General features: G+C 33.8%; 14 protein-coding genes. 11 read left to right on the top strand and 3 right to left on the bottom strand.

Going from position 1 to position 15,727, the window contains the following annotated elements:
• Positions 1-63: 63 nt before the first annotated feature.
• Positions 64-879, bottom strand: a complete 816-nt coding sequence (locus ABH968_RS17040) for a CPBP family glutamic-type intramembrane protease (protein WP_370045817.1) — start codon at positions 877-879, stop codon at positions 64-66.
• A 779-nt stretch (positions 880-1,658) separates the two neighbouring features.
• Here ABH968_RS17040 and ABH968_RS17035 point away from each other — a divergent pair.
• From ABH968_RS17035 to ABH968_RS17025, 3 genes are read left to right on the top strand one after another with little or no spacing between them, the layout of a single operon-like run.
• The gene (locus ABH968_RS17035) at positions 1,659-3,086 is read left to right on the top strand and encodes an ABC transporter permease (protein ID WP_370045816.1); all 1,428 of its coding nucleotides are present in this window, start codon (positions 1,659-1,661) and stop codon (positions 3,084-3,086) included.
• A 10-nt stretch (positions 3,087-3,096) separates the two neighbouring features.
• Positions 3,097-3,789 (top strand): ABC transporter ATP-binding protein, encoded by a 693-nt coding sequence (locus ABH968_RS17030; protein WP_370045814.1) that lies wholly within the window; start codon positions 3,097-3,099, stop codon positions 3,787-3,789.
• A gap of 48 nt (positions 3,790-3,837) precedes the next feature.
• A complete protein-coding gene (locus tag ABH968_RS17025; RefSeq protein ID WP_370045813.1) occupies positions 3,838-4,152 on the top strand; it encodes a hypothetical protein in 315 nt (104 codons plus the stop codon).
• Between the two features lie 412 nt (positions 4,153-4,564).
• On the opposite strand, the gene ABH968_RS17020 is transcribed toward ABH968_RS17025, so the two are convergent.
• Positions 4,565-4,726, bottom strand: a complete 162-nt coding sequence (locus ABH968_RS17020; RefSeq protein WP_370045811.1) for a hypothetical protein — start codon at positions 4,724-4,726, stop codon at positions 4,565-4,567.
• Positions 4,727-5,128: 402 nt separating this feature from the next.
• On the opposite strand from ABH968_RS17020, the gene ABH968_RS17015 reads away from it, so the two are divergent.
• Positions 5,129-5,791, top strand: a complete 663-nt coding sequence (locus ABH968_RS17015) for a response regulator transcription factor (RefSeq protein WP_370045809.1) — start codon at positions 5,129-5,131, stop codon at positions 5,789-5,791.
• On the top strand, positions 5,784-7,244 hold the full coding sequence (locus ABH968_RS17010) for a sensor histidine kinase (protein ID WP_370045807.1): 1,461 nt from the start codon (positions 5,784-5,786) through the stop codon (positions 7,242-7,244). The genes ABH968_RS17015 and ABH968_RS17010 overlap by 8 nt, the downstream gene beginning before the upstream one ends.
• A 162-nt stretch (positions 7,245-7,406) precedes the next feature.
• Here ABH968_RS17010 and ABH968_RS17005 read toward each other — a convergent pair whose 3' ends face one another.
• Positions 7,407-7,913, bottom strand: coding sequence for a MarR family winged helix-turn-helix transcriptional regulator (locus tag ABH968_RS17005; protein WP_370045805.1), 507 nt, complete (start codon positions 7,911-7,913; stop codon positions 7,407-7,409).
• A 158-nt stretch (positions 7,914-8,071) separates the two neighbouring features.
• Here ABH968_RS17005 and ABH968_RS17000 point away from each other — a divergent pair, with 158 nt between their 5' ends.
• From ABH968_RS17000 to ABH968_RS16975, 6 genes are all read left to right on the top strand, one after another.
• On the top strand, positions 8,072-9,082 hold the full coding sequence (locus ABH968_RS17000) for a quinone oxidoreductase family protein (RefSeq protein ID WP_370045803.1): 1,011 nt from the start codon (positions 8,072-8,074) through the stop codon (positions 9,080-9,082).
• A gap of 349 nt (positions 9,083-9,431) precedes the next feature.
• On the top strand, positions 9,432-9,929 hold the full coding sequence (locus tag ABH968_RS16995) for a S4 domain-containing protein (RefSeq protein ID WP_370045802.1): 498 nt from the start codon (positions 9,432-9,434) through the stop codon (positions 9,927-9,929).
• An 857-nt stretch (positions 9,930-10,786) separates the two neighbouring features.
• Positions 10,787-11,617, top strand: coding sequence for a hypothetical protein (locus ABH968_RS16990; RefSeq protein ID WP_370045800.1), 831 nt, complete (start codon positions 10,787-10,789; stop codon positions 11,615-11,617).
• Positions 11,618-11,978: 361 nt separating this feature from the next.
• Complete coding sequence (locus ABH968_RS16985) at positions 11,979-12,650, top strand: lipoprotein BA_5634 family protein (protein WP_370045798.1); 672 nt, start codon at positions 11,979-11,981, stop codon at positions 12,648-12,650.
• Between the two features lie 324 nt (positions 12,651-12,974).
• Complete coding sequence (locus tag ABH968_RS16980) at positions 12,975-13,682, top strand: ABC transporter ATP-binding protein (RefSeq protein ID WP_370045796.1); 708 nt, start codon at positions 12,975-12,977, stop codon at positions 13,680-13,682.
• A 2-nt stretch (positions 13,683-13,684) separates the two neighbouring features.
• Positions 13,685-15,664 carry an ABC transporter permease gene (locus ABH968_RS16975; protein WP_370045795.1) on the top strand — a complete coding sequence of 660 codons (1,980 nt, stop codon included), beginning with the start codon at positions 13,685-13,687 and terminating at the stop codon, positions 15,662-15,664.
• Positions 15,665-15,727: the final 63 nt, after the last annotated feature.

Raw genomic sequence — 15,727 nt, 5'->3', positions numbered from 1 at the left:
CCGTAAGTTGAAGAAGGAAAGTGAAGTTTATTAAACAATCGCGACCGTTTGTTTAAGATTCCCTTAGTTATCTAATTCCACTTCAAGAGAAGATTGCTTATATCCCAAATTACCCTTTGTAAAAATCAGAATTATCAAAGCGAAAAGACCTAATCCTATACCAACAGATAAATCAGATTCTTTCAAAGCAGGGTTAGTAAGATAAGGTTGTATTAAACCAAAAGTATTCAAACTAGCGTGAACCAACATAACAATAAACAAATTTCCTTGTTTAGAGTTGAACACCCAAGTTAAAATGATAGAAACAGCTAGGCATAGCACTATAAAAATAGGTAGATTATAATAAAGAAGAGAAATGTTTGAATCTGGACCACCTCTTTGTGCTGCGGTTAAAAAATGAGGTAAATGCCAAAGGGCCCAAAGAATTCCAAGCAATAGCGTTGCCTTTAATGACCCAAACTTAGATTGCATTCGAGGTAAAGCAAAACCACGCCAACCGATTTCTTCTGGAAACGGACCACCACCAAAGAAGACTACAACAAGATAAATAGGGTATGTCACGTAAAATTGAGTTGTAAGACCTTTAAAAGTTGGAATCCCTCCGTTTAAAATTACAAATCCCAAATAGATCACAGTAGGAATGACGATAAGTGCAAATAAGTACCATTTTAAACCTACTTTAAGTTTCCATATTCCTTTTCTGAAACCTTTCCATGCTTCTTTTCCTTCGAGAGTCCGAATCATAATATATGCAGATAACATAGGACCAACGAAAGCATTAAGTGCAAAGAAAACATCAAAAATTTTAGTTTTGGGGATGATATTCCATTGAGATAAGATATATGGAATTAATACAATCCACGAGAACAAATATGCCATAACAAAGAATGAAGTTAATGGATGGGATTTTAAAATTCCTTTTAGATTTGTTAATGTACTTTTTGATTCTGTTAAAGGTTTCAGTACAAACCACTCCCTCGATTATAAAAGACTTCGATATGTATTAATATTTAGTCGACCTCACCGAACCCACCGACACTTTAATAGTTCTTCATCAGGTATGTCTTAGCACCATGTAAACCAATCATCTGAACTTGCCAGTTAAATTGAAACAGTTTCAAAATCACAACAACCTCCATCTTTTAAATATCCCTCCATATTAAGAGATGTTCAAAACAGCAAAAGTATTACCTCCGTGTTCAACTAAACTGCGCCGTTAGTTTAAGTACATTTCTTCACGATATTTACATTAACTTTAACATAAATATCCAGTAATGAATCACCTCTGAGAACAACTAAAGAGGTAATTTTTATCAAACTTTATTAAAATTATCAATCTTTATTATAAACAATATTCCAATTTTCATTTTTGCTCATAAAAAAGCTGAACTAATTTGTTTGAATTAATTCAGCCTAAAAATACCTATTATAATGTTACACATTTTATGAAGAATACTGGTGTATAGATAATACGTTAACTATTGACTTTTAATAAAATCGAATTGCTACTTTTTTATTATATATAATCGTTTCTCCCAAAATATAGCTCGGAAATTGATTCACGTAAACTCCCGTATTTCTCTAGATAAACTTCGCAGTATCTCCATATAAACTACAGATTATCCTTCTATAGTTGAACTATCAAGGAGGTAATAAAAATGAATTTTATCAAACGTGCATTTTTAAGTGTTAAAGCAAGGAAGGGAAAATCGCTAATATTATTTACTGTATTTTTAGTAGTTTCCAATTTAGTATTAGCGGGGTTTGCAATCCAAAATGTCGCACAAAAGGCGAATGATCATGCTAGACAAACATTAGGTGTAGACGTGAGTCTTAGAATCGATGAAGAGAAGCTTATGGAAAATGTGGCGAAACAGCGAGAAGAGAATCCAAATGGAAAAATAAAACATCCGGAACTTTTGGTAGAAGAAGCAGACCAGTTAGCTAAATCACCCTATGTAATAGACTATAACTATCTAAAAAGTGACATGCTTGTAGCAGATGATTTTGCACCTATTAATAGTGAAAAAGATGATGAAGGGGTAATTGGAACAGTAGGTGGTAGTAACCCTGGAAATATGAAAATGCCTAATACATTTATCCAAGGTGTAAGAAGTTCTGATTTATTGCAAGATTTTACAGATGGAACGAATGAAATTATTGATGGTCGTCCAATTACATCAGAGGACGCGAATAAGAAAGTAGCTCTGATTGAAAAACGGCTAGCCGAACAAAACGAGCTTCAAGTTGGTGATAAGTTAAAGATTAAATCAACTGATGAAACATCGAAGGTTGAGTTAGAAATAATAGGGATATACAAAAATTCCGGGATAACTGACTTCGAGGAAAACTTACCAGCTATGATGCATCCGTCTAACAAAATATACACTACTTATGATTCAACGAAAGAAATGTATGAAGAAAGTGATGACAAGGGTGTATCTATTAACGAAGCAATTTACTATTTAAATGATCCAGAAAGTATTGAGGATTTTAAAGCAGAGGCAAAGAAAACAAATATTGATTTCGATTCATTTAAGTTAGATGCGCATGATGCATTATATCAAAAAATGGTTGGCCCTATCGAGAATATTGCCGCTACTTCCAAATGGATTGTCTATTTAGTATCCATTGCAGGATCAGTTATATTAGGTCTTATTATTATGTTGACCATAAAAGAACGACGGAAGGAATTAGGTATTCTACTGGCCATCGGTGAAAAAAAGAGGAAATTAATAGGACAACTGTTAGTAGAAGTACTATGTATAGCTGTATTAGCATTTGGCATTTCTATCATTACAGGTAAAACAGTGTCTCAAAAAATGGGAGACAGTTTATTACAGCAAGAAGTTATTGCTGCCGAAGATCAACAACAAGAATCAAATACTTTAGGATTCTCGTTTGGAATGATGAATAAACAAGATAAAGATGTGGAACCTATCGACAATATTGATGTAAGTATATCAAGCCAAGATGTGTTGAATTTAGGCGGGCTAGGGTTATTAATTGCGATTTTATCAACACTTCTTCCAGCAATATCAATACTTCGCTTAAATCCAAAAGAAATACTATTAAAAGATGAGTAGGAGGAGTCATATGGACATCATATTACAATTTAAAAATCTAAATTACTATTATCAAAGTAATAATGGGAAGAATACTTTATTAGAGAATGTTAACTTTACCTTTGAAACAGGTTGTTTCTATAGCATTTTAGGTCCTTCAGGATCAGGAAAAACAACAGCACTTAGTTTAGCAAGTGGATTAGATAACCCAAAAGAAGGACATGTGCTCTACAAAGGAAATGATATACGAAAAATTGGTTTAGATAAATATAGAAATAAATATGTTTCGATAATCTTTCAATCTTATAATCTCATTACGTATATGACGGCTCTTCAAAATGTCGTCACTGCAATGGAAATTACAGGGGTTAACATAAAAGATAAAAAGAGAAGAGCTCTTGATTTATTAGAAATGGTTGGTTTGTCGGAAATCGAAGCAAAAAGAAAGGTTTTACAGCTTAGTGGCGGTCAACAACAGCGTGTAGCCATAGCTCGTGCATTATCTTGTGAAGTAGATTTATTAATTGCGGATGAACCAACTGGTAATCTAGACGAGAAAACTTCGGATGAAATTGTAAAATTGTTCAAAGAACTAGCTCATAAAGAAAATAAATGTATCATCGTTGTCACTCATTCCCAGGAAGTCGCTAAACAGTCTGATAAGGTAGTTTATCTTGAAGAACGAAATTTGGTTTGTAAACATTTGAAGAAGAAACGGGAATAAAATTTTATCGAAACTCTTTTATAAAAATGTAAAATTGGAGTGAAAAAGATGTGGACGAAAATAGCAGCATCCATCGGCTTAGTATCTATCGGAATAGCAATTGGTTTATTTGCGAATTTGATTAATTTAGGTGGAAACCTGGATCAAAGTGAAACCAATATGGACCAAGATAATAATACGTATTCAGAAGAAAAGATTCCCGACCAGCAGCAGTGGGAATCTCCAAATCCAAGAGGAGAAATGACGCCAGAGCAGTGGGAGGAATTCACATCAAAACCAGGTGAACGGACACCAGAACAGTGGGATCCTTACTCATCTAATTCAGAAGAAGATATGATACAAGGTTCTACATCTCCTAATTGAAATTCTTTCATGCATTAAATAAATTCTATGATACTATTGCTCGACAAATTTACCTTCAAGCAGAAATGAACTATACCCTAAATATTAGTTATGAATAACATACGTTCCCCTTAGGATAAACAGGTGAAAATTACAACATGTTTATCTTAGGGGGAGCTTTGTGTCTTAATTAAAATTTTATGTAAAAAATATCAGTAGAAATTTTTAGAATTGAAGCTCTTAAAAAGACTATATCCTTATTGATAGGAAAGTAATGAAGGAGGATGTATAAAAATCTTATGCTAAAGGATGAAATTGTTATCCATCATAAGTAGAAAATACTAATTTTACAAATAAATCTTTAAACGACAAAATAAGAATCCATCTTTTTTTCAAAATGGATTCTTATTATTAATCATATTGAAAAATATTTCTAAGAAATTTTAATCATTGCCATATTAACAAGTGACTTCATACACTTAAAGAAGATATCCTCTGCTCCTAATGCTTTAAGCGATACGTATGTTAAACACGAACACAATATCAACGTAAATACGACCAATAACAACAATGGACGTAGATTAATTTTATACATAAAAGCTTCTCCTTAGTTGAGTAAGTTGAAAGAAAACTGCTGTATAGACATATAAATCTAGACGCTTCATTCTATTGAAAGGACACATATAATAGAATTAATTTTCTTCCTAACAACTAATGTATATGACCAATATGGTATCTGTGTGGAGATATTGAGGTGTTTATGTAGAGAAGTTGAACCCAAAAGCTTTCCTTCCAGTATTGTGCTCTCATTGGGGTTACCAAACAAAACATTTGTAAAATTCCTTTTATAAAAGGAAATATAGTTATTTCGATTCCATGTGAGAATGAAAATTTTCTTTATGAATGTGAGGATAGTAGAGGCTTTAAAGGGAATATGAGGTATCTTCACATAAACTACAAATTGAACGGTTATAATGGCTACGAGGGGGATATATCGATGAACTATCATATTCTTGTAGTAGAAGACGATTTAGAAATTCAAGAATTAATTAAACAGTTTTTGATGACACAAAATTATACGATAGAGGTTGCATCAGATGGATTAGAGGGAATGAAGCGATTTAATACACAAGCCTTTGATCTAATTCTTCTTGATGTAATGATGCCGAACCTTAACGGGTTTGAAGTTGCTAAAATGATCCGTAGTCAGTCAAGTATACCAATTATTATGTTAACCGCTTTAGAAGAAGAACAAGATCAAATGAAAGGCTTTGATCTCGGTATTGACGATTATATAACAAAACCATTTTCATTTCATGTGTTAATTAGGCGAGTACAAGCCGTTCTAAGAAGAAGTTATTGTAATAATAAGGAGAATCATTTAAGTTTTAATGAATTAAATGTCGATCGTGATGGATATAAAGCTTATGTAAATGAGATTGAAATACCATTAACAACAAAAGAATTCGAAATTCTACAGCTACTACTTCATAATCAAAAAAAAGTGCTTACTAGAGAAATCATCATTGAAAAAATTTGGGGATATGATTATGCAGGAGAAACACGAATGATTGATACACATATAAAAAATTTAAGAAAAAAATTAAATATACCTTACATTAAAACAGTGAAGGGTATTGGATACAAAATCGATGAATAGGATTGTCAACATTATGAAGATGAAAAAAATAACCTATAAGCTCTTTATGATCACGTCTCTCATATTGTTATCTTTTGCCGTCTTGATTTATTTAACTTTATACTTCTTCCTTCCAACATTTTATGAACAATATAAAACCAATCAGCTCCAATCGGGAATAGAGGAAATAATCCATAATTCTAAGAATTTAACATTAACAAATGCGATACCGCTTTTTGACGATTACATCAAAAATAACAATGCCTTCATTTACCTACAAACTAAAGAAGGAACTATTATATATTCGCCTAATTTTATGATGCAGGGAATTACGCAACCACCAAATGTTACGGCAAAAACAGCATTAATACAGAATGAAGAAACTCCTAGGAATGCATTTTTTGTTACTTTGCCGATCCAATTTCTAGATGAAGGTAATTTAACGGTTACTGTATTCGCGACATTTCAACCTATTGATGAAGCGTCACAGGTTTTAGTACGTTTTCTTCCTTATATAAGTATTATTGTAGTGTGTATTGGATTGGGTAGTGCCTATTTTTATTCAAGGTTCATTACAAAACCGCTCATTTATATAAATGAGGGTGCGCAAAAGATGGCAAACCTAGATTTTTCCGAAAACATCGTAGTTCGTTCAAATGACGAATTAGAGGAACTATCCAATAGCTTGAATGAGATGTCGAATAATTTGCAACAAACAATGATCGATTTACAAATAGCAAATGAGCAATTAAAAGATGATATTGAAAGAGAAAGAAAAATCGAAACAAAACGTAGAGAGTTTTTCGCAACTGTTGCACATGAATTGAAAACTCCTCTCACTGTGATGAAGGGATATTTAGAAGGGATGATTTATAATATCGGCCCTTATCAAAATCGTGACTTCTATTTAGAAAAAAACCACGAAATAATCGAAAGAATGGAGCAATTGGTTCGAGAAATTTTGAGTATGTCTAAACTAGAACAAGATACCTTTAAACAGCAATTGGAAGATGTTGATCTTTCAGAATTAATTGATACAATAACGAAAGATCTCGGTTTTTTTGCTTCTAAAAAAGATATTCAGATAATAAAACAAATTTCTTCTTTCATGAATGTACGTTCAGATCGTGACTTATTAGAAAAAGCCTTTAAAAACATAATACATAATGCGATTATGTATTCACCACAAGGAGAAACAGTATTTATCGAGGTAACTGAGCTTCCAAAAGAAAGTCAGATTGAAATAAAAGTGATTAATACAGGTGTTAAAATTAAAGAAGAAGAAATCCAACAATTATTCGAGCCATTTTATCGAATCGAAAAATCAAGAAATCGAAATACAGGTGGAAGTGGGCTAGGTCTATATATTGTAAAACAAATTTTTGAATCCATATCTGTTACCTATTCAGTAAGTAATATAGAAAATGGCGTTCAATTTTTAGTTCATATACCTTATTACGATTGTAAAGATTAAAACGTAAATAGAGGAATTTTCTATCAACATAACCAGGCACTGAACTGTTTCATTAGACAACGAGAATAATAAAAATGTTTTAAACGGCTTGAGTCCTAATTCTAAAGGACTCAAGCCGCTTAATCGTTTCTGGTAGCCATAAGGAAGGGAAGTCAGGGGAGTTTACTCCTCTATTTGAACCAATGACTGTTTTAAGATATCTTCTAATACTCTAGTTAAAAAATCCAATTCATTAGATTGGTATTTATTTAAAAAATGAAATACATTCTTTTCTATATGCTCATGGAGGTCCTTGTGAACCTCAAACAATTCATATCCGAGTGGCGTAATAGAAAAGAGAATTTCCTTTTTATTATCGGGCAACTGCTCTTTTTTTATGAGGTTCAAACTCTCTAACTTGCGCGTAATTTTTGAAACGGTTCCTTTTGGAATTTCCATTTCTTTGGAGATCGTAATGCCATTGACAGGCCCGAATTTTCCAACTGCTTCTAAAACATGTAACATCATTATAGTTATATTCGGCAAAAGTTGTCTTAAAATTGGATTTTTAATCTTTTGGGCCATCCATTGTTTTTCCTCGTCATCTCCGTCTGCAAATCTTTTCGAAATTTGCTCTGTTAATTTAATGATTTGAAAAACAAGAGCATCCTTTTCTGTGTTATCGTACATCGTTTATTCACCTTTTCATAAATTTATTAAGAAATAAGCCTGTTTCTATAGTATACAAGAAAAAAGCAATCTCACAAAGTTTCCTGGAAACAATATTGACATTAATTCATAAAGTGGTAATATAGTTTCTAGGAAACAATATGGGGGGAGAGGATAAAATGAGAGATCAAGAAAAGATGCAAGTTGTTCGTATTTATGAATATGGCGGTCCCGAAAAAATGCAATTAGAATGGCTTGATATCCCTGAAATAGGTAAAGATGAGGCGCTCGTCAAAGTAAAGTTTGCCTCTGTGAATTTCCTTGATATTCAGATGCGACGGGGTGACCTGATAAAGCAAAAATTTTACGGAAAGGAAGCAGGTTTCAATAGTAACCTGCCGATTACAATTGGTAGTCAATGTATGGGTGTTGTTGAAGCGGTAGGTGAAAATGTTGACCATTTAAAACCTGGAGATAGGGTAATCTGTGGAGGCGCGGGAACCTATGCAACCCATGTAATTTCTTCAGCAAAGAGAATGATTCCAATAAATATAGATATTCCTGATCAACAAGCAGCAGCCGGACTGACACAGGGATTTTTGGCCTATGCCTTTACACATAAAGCTTATCCTATTCAAGAAGGAGAATGGTGTTTAATTCAAGCAGCAGCTGGCGGACTTGGAAGTTTAATATGTCAAATGGCGAAGCTTCGAGGAGGAAAAGTAATTGGTGTAACATCAAAAGAAGAAAAGGCGAAATTTGTGCTTGAAGCTGGTGCAGATATCGTTTTGATTTCCTCAAAAGAGAACATTCCTGAGAGAGTAAGAGAAATAACAAATGGAGAGGGTGTCCGTGTAGTTTATGATGGGGTTGGAAAGGATACCTTTGAATCAAATTTGAACAGTCTTGGTTTAGGAGGTTATCTAGTGATGTATGGTCAGTCAAGTGGATATGTTCCGCCACTTGATATAATGAAACTTCAAGAAAAAGGATCTCTGTTTTTAACAAGAACAAATGGACTTCCGTATATGAAATATTGGCCCGAATATATGGAGAATTTCCAAAAGTGGGTAGCAAATGACGATTTTTCAATAAAAATAGACCATGTGTATGCCTTAAAAGATGTAGCTAAGGCACATTCTAAAATGGAAGATAGAAACTCGGTTGGGCGAATTTTGTTAAAGCCTTAAGTAATTGATAATGAAATAGGGTATTCCATTTGTATTTTTATGTAATTATATGGTAATATAGGATAAATCTATTTGGATGGAAAGGATACAGGAGAACACGTATGCCAACATTTACTTTGTGATGATCAATAAACTGGATAGCATTGCCCTCAAAAAAACAATGTTTTTTTCAAGGGGGTAGTGTGCCCATTTTTCTCATTACAAAGGAACCGAGCAACCCTGTAGTCTCAATGCGTCAGGAGGTCCTTGTGTAGGATCTCCTTTTTTATTTATACAATAAATTTTACATTGTACTGCGAGATATCCAAATAGATGCTTGCGTACCTTTATCTTAAGAGGTGAAGGATTAATGTTAAATATTACATTCCGTTGGAGGCTTTCTCAAATACCAGAACGAACTGTCAAGAAGCACTGCAAAATGTGTGGGAAATTATCTGTTTTTATGGATACAAATGTACGAAGGCATAACGCAAACGGAAAAAATATATACCAATTTGCAATATATAAATGCGAAAAAAATCATACGTGGAATAAAAAGTTAGCTATTTATAAAACGTTCTCAGAGCATGTTGCTGAAGTTGAGGAGCAGAAAGAAGAATCTTCAATATTATCAACGATTCCGATAATCAGCTTAGTAGAACGAGGAATAAAGGTGATACACATTGTATTAGATGTTGTGATTGGAAAACATCGAATTGATAAAGTGCTTGCAATCCAAATTGAGGATTGGAGTCGATCACAGATCATAAAGAAAATTGAAAATGGAACGATTCAATTAAATAATCAAATCATTAAACCTAGTACAATATTGTCAAAGGGCGAACGTATTTCCATTTTCATTGACTAAATAAATTTCTTGCAAGGTCGCAACATGGTGAAGGGAGACATTCCCTACACGGTTGCGACCTTTTTGTTTGGGTGAAGGAGATATCGTAACAGGGTATAGTCATTCAATCTTAATGGCTATTTGAATAGTTCAATATCAATTGTTTACATGGAGCAAGGATCGACTTTTTCTAAATTTTTTTACAACCTTGTTTATTTACCTAACGACTTCAACTGCTCGCTGATTATCATGGGGAAATTCAGTTAAATCTAAAGGTAAGCCGTAAATCTCTACTCTTACGAAATAGTTAGAATAGAATAATAAATAGTTAGACAATAGTCATTCACCTGTAAAGGAAAACTTGTCTATAATTCAGACATCAAAGTATTAGAAGAGAAATCAAATGAAAAAAATTATAGATTTAGTTTTAACTAACTGATCTGCATCGTGTTGTTGCTGAGGCTTCGCTTCCGCACAAAAAACTTCTGTTGCTGTCGCTACGTTAGCACTACGCTTTCGCACAAAAAACATTTGCTGGCTTAAGTACAAAGCCGATTCCGGACGCAATATGCCGAGGTATCAGTGATTATCCTTAAATTGGATTATTTTGAAAAACGATGAAACTTATTGTAATAATTCGCGTCTACTAACCGAATCATAATTTTAGGAGGTAAAAATGTGAATTAAAAAAATCTAACAACTTCAGTGTTTAATAGATTAATTGATGACAAAGCTGCTTTTCGTGGCTTGAAAATAAAAGGTAAGCTTAGTTTTCTTACCGCAAAGGATAAGTATTACGATATGCTTGGCCAAAAGTTTAAAATAACAAAAAGTTTTAGTTGATTAAGGATAGGGAAAAATTGAAGGGGGCTAATGCCATGAAAAAGATACTGTTCACTTTCATGCTTTTAAGTTTCAGTTTAATAAGTGCATGCTCTGATAAAGATGAACCTGTGCCGAACAAGTCACAAGAAGAACAACAACAACCTAACATGACAAACAAGCCAAAAGAAGAAGAACGTCAATCACATGAAAATCAACAGGAACCGCCCAAAACAAATAAGGGAAACACAGTAGCATCTAATACACAGGCTGGGGCACTAAAAAATATTAAGGACCAGCTTAAAACGAATTTACCTATAATTTTACCAAAAGGGCTTCCGATAACAAAAGGTACATTTTTAACTGCAACAACGCAGGCAAAAGCTAACCAAGTTGAAGTACTATTTTTTGAAAGTAAAGAGTATTTGCCAATCAATGATAGGAAGCTTAAAAATTCACAGACAGCTACGATTATTGCAAGACTAGTAGTAAAGCAATATCCGAATGCTAAAGAAGCAAATGAGCAAATTTCATTTGAGAAATTTAGTCAAAATGTTGGTCAAAAGGTTGATCTTGGCTATAACATTAAAGGTTATCAGGATGCTGGAGCTGGTTCGTTATGGACTGGTTGGAATGAGGGAAGATGGGCATTAGCGACACATACACGAACAGATAATCCAGAAGCAGGTGTGAAGCTTGCTAAACAGGTAGTCCAGTTTTTAGAAACAAATATGCTTCCTATTCCAAAACAAAATGGTTTTGCGCGCTTAGATGTTTATAAATCAGGAAATTTAATTGTTTGGCAGGACGAAAAGCTTGTCTATACACTTGATTCAATCAAAGAGCCACTAAAAGCACTTGAAATTGCCGTAGCTTTTTACCATTAACGAATTCTAATTAGAATGCTATAAATCATTGAGGACATTTTAAAAATCCCATGAATTGAAAATAAAGTCTGCTTATAAAAATCTTATAAAAACTCCATTTTGATTAAAATTAAAATGGAGTTTTTCCATTTGCCGTTCCGTTAATAGTAATACTTTTTAGCTGCTTAAGGTGTTAGTATCTACAAAGCACTTTCAATCTTAATTCCTCCTGCAAAAAGTAAATAAACACTAATATATATATAGAAAATGTGTATTCTTACAAATGAGTAAGAGTAGTGGATAAATAGTTAGACAACAGTTATTCAATTATAAAGAATATCTAGTCTATAATTTAGACATCAAGTAAATAAGGAGAAATAAAATGAAAAAAATTATAGGCTTAGTTTTAGTTATCGCCATTTTTATTGGTATAGGATTTGGAGTAAAACGTCTTATTGAAGGTCCACCACAATCAGTCAATGGAATTTTAGTGATCGGCACAGAAAAGGATGTCAATAAAGTTAAGCAGTTGTATAAAAATATAACTAAACAAACAGTTGACTACAAAATGAAGTTCATAGTAACAAAAAAAGGTGAATCAAATTTAAAGTATGCAGTTATTAACAAAACTACTGCTGAACAATTAGTTAAGAAAGGAATTATTAGGGCAAGAAAAGATCCAAACAGTGCGTCTATCATCTCAGAACCTGTTCATGAAATTAAAGAATTACCCGGTTCACTGAATTTGTTCTATTCTTTTAGCGATGGGGATATGGAATTTCACCAAATAGACTTGAATGGACAGATGATACCTGTACATTATCTTAAACATCAAGCGTGGATCGGATATATTCCCAAGGATCTTGTTATTCTAAATGACCAAACTTATGATGAATTAACTGATTCTGAGTCTATGCTCACATTGTTTCAGTTAAATAGTGGTAGTAAATTCGATTATAAAGATAAAGAAAAGATAAACCAAGTTTTCAAAGAAATAGAGAGCGTCTATCCAGATAGCGAAGACAAAGTAAATTTTGTAGACATACAAGATTAACTTCTTTCAGCAAATGTTTTGGTAGCGAAAGCGAAGCGTCAGCTACAAATGTTTTGGTAGCGAAAGCAAAGCGTCAGCTACTGAAAGAAGTTAAAGCCTCCGGCGGATGTCACAGAATCGGAAAGGAGTTAATAAAGGATGTTAGCCTAAAATCATCGCATCCATGCGATAACGGCTAACTGACCTGCATCGGTAAAAGCGCCACGTCCTGTGGCATTACCGAAATGACCGACATCGTGTCGGCCCTCGTGCAGGCCTAAGCACAAAGCCGATTCTGGACGCAATTATGCCGAGGCATAATTGATTGAGGAGAGGATGGATTATATGGAAGTTGTACGAATGGAAAATGTAGTGAAAAGTTATGGAGAAGGTAATAACAGGGTAAATGCATTAAAGGGGATCGATCTTTCTATTCAGCAAGGCGAGTTTGTCTCAATTGTCGGTGCTTCTGGTTCTGGAAAAAGTACACTGCTACATATTTTAGGTGGATTGGATCACCCTAGTTCGGGAAAGGTATTCATTGGGGACAATGATATTTATAAATATACAGATAATGAGCTTTCCATATTTAGAAGAAGAAAAGTCGGATTTATTTTTCAATTCTTTAATTTGATACCAGTATTAAATGTTCAGGAAAATATTGCGTTGCCTACGTTATTAGATAGTGAATCTATAGATATGGAGTATCTAAATGAAATTATTAATATCCTTGGGCTACAAGAACGCATGAATCACTTGCCTTCCGAACTATCTGGAGGGCAACAGCAACGGGTTTCAATTGGTAGGGCGCTTATTAATCGTCCGCATTTGATTCTTGCAGATGAGCCAACTGGTAATTTGGATACTCGAAATACGAAAGAAGTTATGGATTTATTAAGATTCACGGCAAAAAAATACAATCAAACCATTGTCATGATTACTCACGATTTAACGATAGCATCGGCTACTGATCGGATCATCACAATACAAGACGGTAAAATCATTTCTGATCAGCGACTGACTGAGAAAAAGTTACAGACTGGAGGACAATGATTTTGATTCATAGTTATCAGCAATTAGGTACCAGGTATTTAAAGAAGAATATGAAACGAACCATTTTGACCTTGGTTGGCATCATACTCTCTGTAGCGTTAATTTCAACGATTGGCCTCTTTATGAAAGGATCACAACTTACCCATATTGAGAATACCAAGAAGTTAAGCGGAGTTTCTTTTCATGTAGGTATTTCAGATTATGATGAAGAGCTATTAAATAAAATCAAATTTAATCCCAAAATTGAATCGTTTGGTTTAATGTCTCAGGGAGACATCGTTCCTGTTGGAGATGTTTCTGTGAAAATGAATTTCTCGGATCATCACGCCTTGAAATTTTTAACCTATAGCCTTCTTGATGGCAAATTACCAACCAATGACCATGAGGCAGCTGTAGATTCCTGGGTACTTCCTTATATAAAAAAAGATCTTCAAATCGGTGATTCATTTGAACTGGATGGAAAAACATATCAACTGGTTGGTTTACTGAATAATAGTGAGTTTACACAGAAAAGTAAAGAGGGCCGATTATTAACATATAAAAGTGAGTTTGCTATTGGAGAAGGAAGGATATTAATTGAAATTAACGAGAAAGCAGACTTTAACGAGGTTATAGACGAACTAAAATCAATGACTGAAGGCAATAACATTGATATTAATACTCAATTGATTCGAGCTTTGAAACCGGAATCGGATCAATCGGTTCTGGCCATTCTTGTTATTGTTGTCAGTATAGTTGTCATTTCTACAATTGTTGTCATTTATAACGCATTTCAAATCAGTGTCGTAGAGCGGATGAAGCAGTTTGGCTTGTTGAGAAGCATCGGCGCTACGCGAAAGCAAATTAGACAAATTGTTATGAAAGAAGCTGTTGTGCTGGCTGTCATCGCTATACCAATTGGGATTGTATGTAGCTTATTGGCACTTGCTATTCTCCAAACTATGTTCTTGATTTTATTAGAAGATGGTCAGAATATTTCGATATTCAATGTCGATTGGAAGATAATATTAATCAGTTCGATTCTTACCCTGACAGCTGTTTTAGCGTCTAGTTATTACCCTGCTTTTTTTGCAGGCAAAATATCTCCATTGCTGGCAATCAGCAGCAGACTGTCAATTAAAAAAGAGGCAATCAGAAAACAAAAGAATACCGTTCTGAAAAAGCCTTTATCTTTTCCCTTAAGCATGGCTTTGAAAAATGTAAAAAGAAATAAAAATCGTTATATGGTTACCATTTTATCAATTATTATAAGCAGTGTATTGTTTATTACTTTTTCATCGTTGATGGATATCGCATTTTCATCCAAATTTATGAACGATCCTTCCACTAAATCGGATCTTACAATCTATCTGCCAAATGACAATCAAGCATCTTCTGAGAACCTGCAAATTATGGATCAGTTAAAGTTAATTCAGAATGTATCCGAAGTTTACGAACAGAACTTAATTTTTAAAATTGTATTGAAGGATCCAGCTCAATCTGTCGCGACTGTTGAGGACATCCGGAAGACTTTTGGAAATAAACACTCCATTACAGTGGTTAATCACTTTGAAGAGAATAAAGACAAGAAGGAAACCGTTCTCGTGACCAAAATTCTTGTCTATGCTTTTATTGTGGTCATTGCTTTAATTGGGAGTTTAAATATCCTCAATACGATTACTATAAGTATCATGATTAGACGAAAAGAACTGGCTGCACTAAAATCCATAGGCATGTCTCAAAGGGATTTGAAAAAAATGATTATCTATGAAGCACTGATTTACGGTTTTTCTGGAAGCTTGCAAGGCATTTTCTTCGGTTGCATACTTTCATATATTATTTATTTGGCTGCTTCCGGTGTCTTGAAGGTTGCATGGACGATTCCCTATGAGGCTTGTTTCATTACGTTTGCTGCCGCTTTGTTAATTAGTTATTTATCTGTTTTGCTACCGCTCCGAAGAATTCAGCAGGATAATATTATAGATACGATAAGGGAAGAATAATACGAAAGGCCTGGCTATTTATAGTCAGGCTATTCTGATTTGGCAGTAACTGCTAATATGGAG

The sequence above is a fragment of the Lysinibacillus sp. RC79 genome (genome assembly GCF_041262405.1).
Classification (GTDB): Bacteria; Bacillota; Bacilli; order Bacillales_A; family Planococcaceae; genus Lysinibacillus.
Note: the sequence above shows the minus strand (reverse complement) of the source record. Positions and strands in the feature narration are given on the sequence as shown.

Bases quoted from the DNA above. Each gene is read 5' to 3' on its own strand.
- ABH968_RS17040 (WP_370045817.1), bottom strand. From the start codon at position 879: ATGGCATATTTGTTCTCGTGGATTGTATTAATTCCATATATCTTATCT.
- ABH968_RS17035 (WP_370045816.1), top strand. From the start codon at position 1,659: ATGAATTTTATCAAACGTGCATTTTTAAGTGTTAAAGCAAGGAAGGGA.
- ABH968_RS17030 (WP_370045814.1), top strand. From the start codon at position 3,097: ATGGACATCATATTACAATTTAAAAATCTAAATTACTATTATCAAAGT.
- ABH968_RS17025 (WP_370045813.1), top strand. From the start codon at position 3,838: ATGTGGACGAAAATAGCAGCATCCATCGGCTTAGTATCTATCGGAATA.
- ABH968_RS17020 (WP_370045811.1), bottom strand. From the start codon at position 4,726: ATGTATAAAATTAATCTACGTCCATTGTTGTTATTGGTCGTATTTACG.
- ABH968_RS17015 (WP_370045809.1), top strand. From the start codon at position 5,129: ATGAACTATCATATTCTTGTAGTAGAAGACGATTTAGAAATTCAAGAA.
- ABH968_RS17010 (WP_370045807.1), top strand. From the start codon at position 5,784: ATGAATAGGATTGTCAACATTATGAAGATGAAAAAAATAACCTATAAG.
- ABH968_RS17005 (WP_370045805.1), bottom strand. From the start codon at position 7,913: ATGTACGATAACACAGAAAAGGATGCTCTTGTTTTTCAAATCATTAAA.
- ABH968_RS17000 (WP_370045803.1), top strand. From the start codon at position 8,072: ATGAGAGATCAAGAAAAGATGCAAGTTGTTCGTATTTATGAATATGGC.
- ABH968_RS16995 (WP_370045802.1), top strand. From the start codon at position 9,432: ATGTTAAATATTACATTCCGTTGGAGGCTTTCTCAAATACCAGAACGA.
- ABH968_RS16990 (WP_370045800.1), top strand. From the start codon at position 10,787: ATGAAAAAGATACTGTTCACTTTCATGCTTTTAAGTTTCAGTTTAATA.
- ABH968_RS16985 (WP_370045798.1), top strand. From the start codon at position 11,979: ATGAAAAAAATTATAGGCTTAGTTTTAGTTATCGCCATTTTTATTGGT.
- ABH968_RS16980 (WP_370045796.1), top strand. From the start codon at position 12,975: ATGGAAGTTGTACGAATGGAAAATGTAGTGAAAAGTTATGGAGAAGGT.